Source organism: Flavihumibacter sp. CACIAM 22H1 (assembly GCF_001601815.1).
Lineage (GTDB): Bacteria > Bacteroidota > Bacteroidia > Chitinophagales > Chitinophagaceae > Flavihumibacter.
Map to the genome: position 1 here is coordinate 7,990 of NZ_LUKG01000063.1, position 10,810 is coordinate 18,799.

Here is a 10,810-nt window from a genome sequence, read left to right on the forward strand (position 1 = left end):
AATTCCGAACACTGCTTTGCCATTGGTTTTAAGCGGCACATCAGGGCGTTTCACCGCTTTGCCCAGGAGTCGGAAATCAGCCGGGTCTTTTAACTTCGGATCCTTGGGCACCGCTAATTTTGCCGCAGCCGCAGCCAGCTCCTGGTAGGTAGCAGAGCGATTACCGGCTTTGTGATATACGCTACCATTTTCTGTTGTACACGCACTGGCCGGAACATCCCATAACTGACTGGCAGCCGTAACCAGCATTTCCCGGGCGGCGGCGCCCACTTTCCGATATTTTAGATAGCTGGTTCGGATCGATGCTGATCCGCCGGCAAACTGATCGGCGCCCAGCTCCTTTTCACCACCAGATTGCCGGATCGTGATCTGGTCGAGCGTAAGGTCCAGTTCTTCCGCAATCAGAGAAGGGATCGACTGGAAAGTGCCCTGCCCTATTTCGGGCTTGGTATTAAAAATAGTGATACCTCCCTGGGGATCGATCAGTACAAAAGGGGTTACGCCCACCGGGTTAGCCAGGTTGCTCAAATTCACCAGCTCGTCCAGGGCTTTTCCTTCTACGCCACTCAGTCCGATTATAAAACCTGCGCCGGTTAGCGATGATAACCGCAAAAACCGCCGACGGGATACTTTCGTAGGCATGGCTATTAATTTATTGCTTATCAGAATGGTTTGGTCTTCATCAGTTCCGCCGCGCGGTGCACTGCTTTCCGGATACGCGGATAGGTGCCGCAGCGGCAAAGATTTCCCTGCAAGGCAGCATCAATTTGCTCGTCCGAAGGATTGGGATTTTTTTTCAGCAGGGCTACCGTGGTCATTATCTGGCCCGACTGGCAATAGCCGCACTGTGGCACCTGTAATTCAATCCAGGCCTGTTGAACCGGGTGTTCGAGGTTCTCCGATAAGCCTTCAATTGTTGCGATTTTTTTTGAAGCAGCAACGGAAACCTGCGTTGTACAGCTTCGAATGGGGTTTCCATCCATCAATACCGTACAGGCACCACATTGCGCCATACCACAGCCGAACTTGGTACCTTTTAACCCCACAAAATCACGGATCGCCCATAACAAGGGCATCTGCGGGTCCACATCAATTTTGTATTGCTTATTATTTACGGTAAGTGTGATCGCAGCCATATCTTTTGATTTGCAGTTCCTAATTTACCATTATTTTTCTTTTCTTTCTGCAGTTGGGCACCGGTACCTGCTTGGCAGGCGCCGGTAAAAGAAAAAATGCACCTTTGGGGTAGAACAAGGAGGAAGAAGTATGTTAAAAAGAATAATTGTATTGGTGGCGGGATGTTTGCTGATGGCCTGCAATAGCAGACCAACAAACAGCCATACCATAGAAATTGAAATAAAAACGGCGGAAGGCACTATTATTGCTGAGCTCTATGCCGATAAAGCGCCTAAATCGGTGAAGGCTTTTCTGGCAATTGTGGACCAGGGGCTTTATAAACGCACCGGTTTTTACCGGATACTAAGTACAGATAACCAACCCTCCAATGCTCCCAAAGCCGAACTTGTACAGGGCGGCCTCTGGAGCAGCACCAAAAAACGCCCCGATTTACCCACTATTCCTCATGAAAGCACCCGGCAAACAGGGCTGACGCATACTGCCGGCACACTGTCCTTTGCCCGGCAAGAACCCGGCACTGCCAGCTCGGAATTTTTTATTACGCTTTCCGATTTACCGGGGTTTGATTTTGGCGGGGAGAACAATGCAGATGGCCAGGGATATGCCGCCTTCGGAAAAGTTATCAGCGGCATGGATATTGTTCGCAAAATTTACCGTAAACCCGAAACCGATCAATACTTTGACCCGCCCGTACTGATCCTCGATATTCAACGCCATTAAGCCAGCACCATGAGTTGGAAAACCCGCCTTTTCGAAATAATATTTGAAGCAGAAACAAAAGCCGGCAGACGATTTGACCTGGCCCTGCTTATACTGATCCTGTTAAGCCTGGGAGTGGTAATGCTGGAGAGCATGCCCGGCATAGCGGCCCGGTACGGCAGGGAATTGGTAGTTATTGAATGGATCATCACCCTGCTGTTTACCGTTGAGTATATATTGCGTTTACTGGTGGTAAAAAAACCGCTTCGTTATGCCCGGAGCTTTTATGGCGTTATTGACCTGCTGACCATACTCCCTTCTTATATAGGCCTGCTGTTTCCTGCATCGCATTTTTTGGTATCGATCCGTGCCTTACGGCTAATGCGGGTATTTCGCATACTCAAGCTTTCGCATTTTGTTTCTGAAGGAACGGGCATTGTACTTGCCCTGAAAGCAAGCGCCCGACGCATTGGCATTTTTCTGAGCTTTGTACTCCTGCTCAGCACTATACTTGGTACAATCATTTATGTGGCAGAGAATTCAGCCAACCCCGATTTCAGCAGTATTCCGCAAAGTATTTACTGGGCCATTGTAACCATAACCACAGTTGGCTATGGCGATATTTCGCCCATTACGCCGTTTGGTAAAATGGTGGCGTCAGTAGTTATGCTGCTGGGTTATGCTATTATTGCGGTACCCACGGGCATCGTAACCGTTGAGTTATCCAAGCAATTTGGCCGGAAAGATAAATTAACGGAATCCTGCCCGGCCTGCGGACTTGAAGGCCATGACCCGGATGCCCGGTTTTGCAAGTTCTGCGGGCATGCACTCTGAGCCATCAAATCAACTGAATGCCTTCGTTCTCTAACTGTTTGTATTTTTTCTTGTCAAACACATAGTAGAAGGCCCCTTTTTTGGAAGATGTTTTTTCTTTTTCATCCAGTCTTTGCAAAATGCCGAGCGACAAAATTTTCCGGGTAAAATTCCGCTTATCGAAGCTTCGTTCAAAGATTGCTTCATACAGGGCCTGCAATTGTTGAAGCGTGAATTTATGCGGTAATAATTCAAACCCGATCGGGTGATTGGACACCTTTTGCTGCAATCGTTCCTTAGCCAGTTTGATCATTTTTTTGTGATCAAAAATAAGGGTGGGCAGTTTTTTTAAATCGATCCATTTTGCCTGGTGTGCATCCAGTTTATCTGCATCCGATTCATCAATTTTAATCAGGGCAAAATAGGCTATGGAAATCACTCTTCCACCCGGATCGCGCTCCACATCCCCGAAACAGTGCAGTTGTTCCATATAGATCTTATCGAGCCCGGTGAGGTTGAGCAGGATCCTGGCTGCGGCATCATTTATACTTTCCTGGTGCTCGGCAAAACCGCCCATCAGTGACCATTTGCCGGCCTCGGGCTCTATCCTTCGTTTAATCAGCAAGGCCTTTAGGCCGCTACCGTCAAATCCAAAGATGATACAATCCACTGCCACCAGAAACCGATCGTATTGTTTGTATTCAATTCGTCCCATAATTAGCAGCGAATTTACCAGAATTTAATGTACAGCGCCATTAAGATCAACAAGGTTATTACAATCTGCAAAAGAGTAGATGGTTTTACTTTGAACATACCCTCATCATGTATAAAGGCTTTGGGGTTGATTTTTGGCCCTGCCAGGCTAATAAGGATCATCAGGCCCAGGGTCATAAAAAAGGCAAAACCCATACATATCAGGAAAGGAATTTCGTAGGTGCCATCGCCCCTGGGGTAGGCTGTATAAAGCCAGGTTTCATTTCCAAATAACCTGGGTGCCAGGTCATTGAAAAGAATAGATAAAAGAAATCCTGCAATTACCCCCACTATAGCGGCTGTTCCGGTGGTTCTTTTCCAGAACATGCCCAGGATAAATACGGCAAATACCCCCGGGCTGAAGTAGCCCGTATATTTCTGAATAAAGGTAAAGCCGCCTTCATCACCGATACCCAGCAGGTCGTCCCAGGTAAAGATGATAGCAATCAGCATGGCTACCACCACTACGGCACGTCCTACCCAAACCATCCGGGATTCATCGGCCCCTTTATTGATGTATTTTTTATGGATATCAAGCGTATAGATAGTGGAAATACTATTGGCTTTACCTGCCAGTGAGGCCACTATAGCAGCTGTAAGGGCAGCCACGGACAAGCCTTTCAGGCCAGAAGGCAGGAAGGAAAGAATGGCGGAATAGGCGCTGTCCATTTTGCCGGAGAATTCTGGCAAATGGCCTCCCTTATACAATACGTAGGCAGCAATACCGGGTAACATTACAATTACCGGCATCATCAGTTTCAAAAAACCTGCAAAAAGCAACCCTGATCTGGCCGTCTGTAAATCGGCTCCCAGCGCTCTTTGTGTTATATACTGGTTACAACCCCAATAATTCAGGTTAACCACCCATTGGCCACCCAGGTACATTAAAACCCCTGGTAATATCCTGTATTTATCGATGTACTCCTGCGTAGCTTCGGGCCCGGGTTTATTCAGCATCATATGAAAATGATCCGGCGCTTCTTTCATCAGCTGGTTAAAGCCTGCCAGTACGCTGGATCCGAGACCAAATTTTTCACTTACGATGGTAAGTGCCATATAAGTTGTAGCCAGCCCCCCAATAATCAGTACCGCCACCTGAATTACATCGGTATAGCCGATTACTTTCATACCACCCAGGGTTATAATGATGGCCGCAATGGCCAGGGCTACCATAATAATATGCAGGTATTGTCCGCCGAGCAAACCATCTATTGCAATAGCTCCTAAATAGAGTATGGAAGTAAGGTTTACAAATACATAGAGGAATAACCAGAAGATGGTCATTATAAAAGAAACCGTAGCATTATACCGCATGGTTAGGAACTGCGGCATGGTATAAATCTTATTCTTCAGGTAAACCGGAATAAACCAGACGGCAATAATGATCAGGGCAAGGGCTGCCAGCCATTCATAGGCAGCTACGGCAATTCCAACAAAAAAGCCATTTCCGCTCATACCAATGAACTGCTCGGCAGAAATATTGGAAGCAATCAAGGAAGCGCCGATAGCCCACCAGGTAAGCGATCCTTCCGCCAGGAAAAAATCTTTGGTATCAGTAACTGCTTTCTTTTTTTTGTAATAGATCCAACATCCATAAGAGCCAACCAGGATTATATAGGCCAGAAACACCACTATATCGGCCGTGGATAGATATTTAGTCATGACAAGCGTTGCGTTCGGTTTCGTTAAGAATTGATTTGGTAATATACATCACTCCAGCGCAAATCATTCTTGAATTGATAGAGATTTGTTTTTTTGCCGATCAGCACAAATTCAATTTCTGCCATATCTGCAAAATCCTCCAGTTGTTCGGCACCCAGGTTCTGGCTATAACAGGTATGGTGCGCCCCTCCTGCCAGGATCCAGGCGGTACAACCGGTTTGCATATCGGGATAGGGTTTCCATAAAACACGTGCTACCGGAAGTTTAGGAAGATCATGCACGGGCGTAACAGCTTCCACTTCATTCACCAGCAAGCGGAACCGATTGCCCATATCCACAATAGATGCGTTGAGGGCGGCACCTCCATCCACATTAAATACAAGCCGTACAGGGTCTGCTTTTCCGCCGATTCCGAGCGGGTGAACTTCGCAGGAAGGCTGGCCATGTGCTATAGAGGGACAAATCTCCAGCATATGAGCGCCCAAAACCATTTGGTTCGACGGATCGAAATGATAGGTATAATCTTCCATAAAGGAATTGCCCCCTTTTAATCCATGCCCCATTACTTTCATGGCCCGCACCAGAGCAGCGGTTTTCCAATCGCCTTCTCCGCCAAACCCGTAACCATCGGCCATAAGACGCTGGGTGGCAATGCCTGGCAATTGAGCCATACCGTGCAGGTCTTCGAAGGTATCGGTGAACCCTTTAAAGCCTCCCTCAACAAGAAACCGGCGCATTCCCAACTCTATCCGGGCGGCTTCCGTAAGAGAAGAACGCTGTTTCCCATCTTTTGTAAGCAGGCTGGATAACTTATAACTGTCTTCGTATTCTTTGCAAAGCGCCTCCGCTTCTGCATCTGAAACCTGTTGAATGCTTTTTACCAGGTCGCCCACTCCGTGTGTATTGACGGAATAACCAAATTTCAGCTGTGCTTCCACTTTATCGCCTTCTGTGACGGCTACTTCGCGCATATTATCGCCAAACCGAACAAAGCGGGCACCCTGCCAGTCGGCCCATCCGGCGGCAGCTCTTGTCCAGTGATTGATCTGTTGTTGTACAGCCGGGTCGGCCCAATAACCGGTTACCACTTTACGTCGCATCCGCATTCTGCTCATCATGAAGCCGAATTCACGATCGCCATGAGCACTTTGGTTAAGGTTCATGAAGTCCATATCAATTTTCGACCAGGGGATATCCCGGTTGAACTGGGTATGTAAGTGCAGCAGGGGTTTCTGTAGGATCTTTAATCCGCCGATCCACATTTTTGCCGGCGAGAACGTATGCATCCAGGCAATAACGCCGATGCAGGCACGCGAGGTGTTAAGTTCCTGGCAGATCGCATAAATTTCATCCGGCGATTTCAACACCGGCTTATACACTACTTTAACCGGGATATTGCCCGAAGCATTCAGTGCCTGAACAATGGCTGCTGAATGTTCCGCCACCTCAAGCAGGGTTTGTTCTCCATATAAATGCTGACTGCCTGTGAGGAACCAAACTTCGTAAGAAGAAAACATGTTGATTTAGTTAAGAGTCAAAAATTAAAGATCAATGCCATCCTGTTCTATCAGCAGCCAGATTGGCCATAATAGGCATCGGACCCATGTTTACGTTGCCAGTGTTTCTGTATCAGTGATTGTTTAAGCCGGGGTGCGGAGGGGTTAATCTGCTCAGTCAGCAGCGCCATTTTTGCAATGGTTTCAAGTACGGCACTGTTATAAACCGCTTTTGCAGCTGTTTTACCCCAGGTAAAGGGCGCATGATTTCCAACCAGGATCATTTCCAGCTCCTGATAATCCAGGTTTTTTGCCGTAAAACAATCCATTATCTGGAATCCGGTCTGGAATTCGTAATGCCCGCTTATCCGTTCATCGTCCATCGGGGCTGCACAGGGAATGTCAACCGTTGTATGGTCGGCATGGGTTGTGCCGAAAACAGGGATATCGCGTTGTGCCTGTGCCCAGGCAGTAGCGTAGGTAGAATGGGTATGTACGATGCCGCCAATTCCCGCCCAGTGTTTATATAATACTGCATGTGTTTGGGTATCGGATGAAGGGCGTAGTTTGCCAGCTACGGTATGGCCATCAAAATCAACAATTACCATGGAAGCAGGGGTTAACTCTTCATAGGGTACCCCGCTTGGCTTAATGGCAAAAACGGCATTATTCCTGTCAGCGGCGCTTACATTTCCAAATGTAAAAAGAACCAGGCCCAGTTTAGGCAACTGCATATTGGCTTCATATGCTTCCTCCCTTAATTCTTTATATTCCATAACTGATTATTTCATTCAATACTGCCCTTCCCCCAATTGCTTATACTTCCCGAACCGGTTTGCATAATAGTCGGCCTTTGCTTTATCTGGCTGGTAGGTGCGATCAAATCCCTGCCCCATAGCCTGCATAGCTTCTTCTACCCGGGGATAGATACCAGCTAAGGTAGCAGCAAACATAGCGGCACCAGCTGCACAGGTCTGATCACTCCGGTGAATCCGGATGGGCATTTGCATGATATCCGCCATTACCTGCATGATATACGCCGATTTTTTGGCAACGCCTCCTAGCCCAATTAATCCTTTAACCGGCACCGCTTCCTGCTCAAACCGATCTACGATGGCTTTGGCTCCAAAGCAGGTAGCTTCAACAAGCGCTTTCATTATACGGGCCGCATCTGTGCCAAGATGGAGACCGGTAATAGTTGCTTTAACCCGCTGATCAGCGTCCGGTGTTCGTCTGCCATTGAGCCAATCAACCGCCAGTTCATCCGAATCTTTCAGTGGCAGGGCTGCTGCCGCTGCCGTAGTTTCCTGTATAAAGCGGTCATTTAATTCCTGTTGCAATGCAGCGGCTAGCTGCGGATCGAGTAGCGTAGACGATTGTAAAAGATCTCCTACCGGTTGCATAATAAGTTTACGAAACCAGGCATACACGTCGCCGAATGCAGATTGGCCTGCTTCCAGCCCCATTTGACCCGGAATAATAGAACCAGGTACCTGTCCGCAGATGCCCGGTATCAGGCGCTGCCCGATTTCCTGCATGGGCGCTACCAGCATATCGCAGGTAGAAGTGCCCATAACTTTCGACAGATGGTAGGGTTCAATCTGACCGCCTACTGCACCCATATGAGCGTCAAAAGCACCGATTCCAATTTTTACGCTGGTCGGTAACCCGAGGCGGGCTGCCCATTCTTCGCATAACTGCCCGGCTTGCTGGTCGGCGGTATAGATCGTATTGTACAACCGGTTAACTAACCCGTCTAACAGGGGATCCAATGTTGCAAAAAAATCATTCGGAGGAAATCCATCCCATTCCGTTGCCCAAAGCGCTTTATGGCCGGCCGCACAAACACTTCTTCTCATACGGCTCAGTTCCTTTTCACCGGTTAACAGGAAAGGAATCCAATCACAATGCTCTACCCAGGAATAGCAGGCTTTTCGTATGGCCGCATCTTCCCGCAGTACATGCAGCCATTTTGCCCAAAACCATTCGGAAGAATATATACCGCCCACATATTTAAGGTAATTAACCGGGAAACGGGTAGCTTTTTGATTGATTTCCTCGGCTTCCTTCACTGCTGTATGATCTTTCCAAAGCACAAACATGGCGTTTGGATTCTGTTCAAATTCCGGCAACAGGGCAAGTGGAACTCCGGCGGCATTGACTGCTACCGGGGTAGAACCTGTTGTATCAACTGAAATGGCTTTGACATGATCGGCAGCTGCCGGACCGGCTTTCTGCAGGCAATCCCGTATAGTTTGTTCCAAGCCTTCGATATAATCGAGCGGATGCTGACGAAACTGGCTTAGGGTGCTATCACAATATAGTCCGTCTCTCCAACGTGGGTAATAATAAACGGAGGCGGCTATTTCTTCGCCATTATGCGCATTTACCAAAACAGACCGTACCGAATCGGTTCCGTAATCTACCCCAATCACGAAGGATGTTGACATTGTTTCTTTTTATGACAAGCTTATTGGCACAATATACAATTTAAATTGTTTTAAGTGTACAATATACATTTATTTATTTGGCGCCTGTTCGGCCTGCAATAAACCGGTATAATCGTTCATAAAACCGATGGTATTGGGATACGCCGAAAACTCTTCTTTTTCATGAAGGGTAGTAAGTACCAGGCAATCCATGCCTGCTTTCCAGGCTGCTTCCACACCTTTAGGAGCATCTTCAAATACCAGGCAGCGGCCAGGTGCCACGGACAGTGCCCTGGCACATTGAAGGTAGGTATCGGGAGCTGGTTTACTGACCGCCACGTCTTCTGCACTGATAATTGCCTTGAAATAAGGGCGTAATTGCAGGTTATCCAGTACAAAATCAATATTAAACAGGTTGGCTGCTGAGCCAATTGCCATAGGAATACCTGCATGCTGGGCCGCATTCAACAGGCTTGCCAGTCCGTCTATAAGTTGCAACCGGGGAAGGAATGCCGCCTGGTAGCGGCGTTCCTTTTCCATGGAATAGCGCAACATTTCTTCGCTGCTAAATCGATCCGGACCAAAAACACGTACCAGCAATTCTTCATTTTTACCGTACATCTGTGCTTTTACCTGTTCATAACTGAGGCCTGCGCCCAGCACATTGTTCAGCATATCAGACCAGGCAACTACATGGTATTGCATATCGTCAACCATGGTACCGTTCAGATCAAACAACCATGCATCATAGGAGAAAACTTGGGTACGCATGACATTTATTTAGCAACACTTATTTTATAGATGGTTTCGGTTACATACTTTTTGCCGGGTTCCAGCAGGGTGGAAGGAAATTCTTTTTTATTGGGAGAATCGGGGAAATGCTGGGTTTCCAGGCAAAGGGCTGTATGCAGTTGAACGGGGGTGCCGGTATGATTGACAAATTTTCCGTCCAGGAAATTACCACTGTAGAACTGGATACCCGGTTCGGTTGTCCATACTTCCAGTATTCTGCCGCTGCCAGGTTCTGTGAGGGTAGCCACCTTTTGCAAGGATCCGTTGGCATTGGTGAGCACATAATTATGATCGTAGCCGCCTTCTACCGAATCCATGCGGCTGCCTATAGCAGTGGCGGTACGAAAATCAAAAGGTGTTCCTGCCACGGGGCGGATTTCGCCGGTTGGGATCAGTCCCTTATCTACTGGAGTATAACCATCGGCATTCAGCTGCAGCAAATGTTGCCTAATAGTCTGTTTCGTATCGCCGGTTAGGTTAAAATAACTATGATTGGTAAGGTTAACAATGGTAGGCTGATCTGTTGTGGCTTCGTATTGAATTCTTAACCCGTCATCATCTGTTAAACTATAGATTACCTGTACCTGTAGATTACCCGGGTAGCCTTCTTCTCCATCTTTGCTGAGGTAGGATAAACTAAGGCTCGGAATGCTGTCTGTAATAGGAGCTGCTGTCCAGATTACTTTATCAAATCCTACCAGTCCGCCGTGGAGGTGATTGGCGCCATTATTGGTAGCCAGGGTATACTGTTTATCGCCAATACTGAATTTACCTGCTGCAATACGGTTGCTGTAGCGGCCGATCAATGCACCAAAATAGGGGGGCGATTGGAGGTAAGGACCGACGCTGTCAAACCCTACCACAATGCTTGCTACAGAATCCTTTTTATCTTTCGCAAGAAAGGAAGTAACAATGCCTCCATAATTGGTAATAGTAACAACCGTTCCTTTGGCATTCCTTAGCGTATAAAGTTCTATAGGCTGACCGTTTACCTGTCCCCAGGCTTGTTTTGAAATACCTGCTACAGGA

General features: G+C 47.6%; 11 protein-coding genes. 2 read left to right on the plus strand and 9 right to left on the minus strand.

Annotated elements, in window-relative coordinates; all coding sequences use genetic code 11:
- On the minus strand, window positions 1-642 hold a 642-nt coding region (locus A1D16_RS15520), incomplete at its 3' end, for a molybdopterin cofactor-binding domain-containing protein (RefSeq protein ID WP_290711127.1).
- Between the two features lie 20 nt (window positions 643-662).
- Entirely contained in the window at window positions 663-1,136 is a 474-nt protein-coding gene (locus tag A1D16_RS15525) for a (2Fe-2S)-binding protein (protein ID WP_290711129.1), read from the minus strand.
- Between the two features lie 130 nt (window positions 1,137-1,266).
- On the opposite strand from A1D16_RS15525, the gene A1D16_RS15530 reads away from it, so the two are divergent.
- Complete coding sequence (locus A1D16_RS15530) at window positions 1,267-1,857, plus strand: peptidylprolyl isomerase (protein WP_290711131.1); 591 nt, start codon at window positions 1,267-1,269, stop codon at window positions 1,855-1,857.
- 9 nt (window positions 1,858-1,866) lie between these two features.
- Window positions 1,867-2,670: an ion transporter gene (locus A1D16_RS15535; RefSeq protein WP_290711132.1), complete on the plus strand. Its 804-nt coding sequence runs from the start codon at window positions 1,867-1,869 to the stop codon at window positions 2,668-2,670.
- Between the two features lie 4 nt (window positions 2,671-2,674).
- Here the strand turns inward: A1D16_RS15535 and A1D16_RS15540 are convergent, their stop codons facing one another.
- From A1D16_RS15540 to A1D16_RS15570, 7 genes are all read right to left on the minus strand, one after another.
- Window positions 2,675-3,364, minus strand: a complete 690-nt coding sequence (locus A1D16_RS15540; RefSeq protein ID WP_290711134.1) for an NUDIX domain-containing protein — start codon at window positions 3,362-3,364, stop codon at window positions 2,675-2,677.
- Between the two features lie 14 nt (window positions 3,365-3,378).
- A complete protein-coding gene (locus A1D16_RS15545; protein ID WP_290711136.1) occupies window positions 3,379-5,064 on the minus strand; it encodes a sodium/solute symporter in 1,686 nt (561 codons plus the stop codon).
- Between the two features lie 23 nt (window positions 5,065-5,087).
- Window positions 5,088-6,581 carry an L-arabinose isomerase gene (gene araA, locus A1D16_RS15550; RefSeq protein ID WP_290711138.1) on the minus strand — a complete coding sequence of 498 codons (1,494 nt, stop codon included), beginning with the start codon at window positions 6,579-6,581 and terminating at the stop codon, window positions 5,088-5,090.
- Between the two features lie 50 nt (window positions 6,582-6,631).
- Entirely contained in the window at window positions 6,632-7,336 is a 705-nt protein-coding gene (locus A1D16_RS15555) for an L-ribulose-5-phosphate 4-epimerase (protein ID WP_290711140.1), read from the minus strand.
- Window positions 7,337-7,351: 15 nt separating this feature from the next.
- Window positions 7,352-9,010 carry a ribulokinase gene (locus A1D16_RS15560; protein WP_290711142.1) on the minus strand — a complete coding sequence of 553 codons (1,659 nt, stop codon included), beginning with the start codon at window positions 9,008-9,010 and terminating at the stop codon, window positions 7,352-7,354.
- Between the two features lie 69 nt (window positions 9,011-9,079).
- The gene (locus tag A1D16_RS15565) at window positions 9,080-9,760 is read right to left on the minus strand and encodes an HAD family phosphatase (protein WP_290711144.1); all 681 of its coding nucleotides are present in this window, start codon (window positions 9,758-9,760) and stop codon (window positions 9,080-9,082) included.
- Window positions 9,761-9,765: 5 nt separating this feature from the next.
- Window positions 9,766-10,810 (minus strand): aldose epimerase family protein (locus A1D16_RS15570; protein ID WP_290711146.1); only part of this gene is annotated, 1,045 nt, incomplete at its 5' end.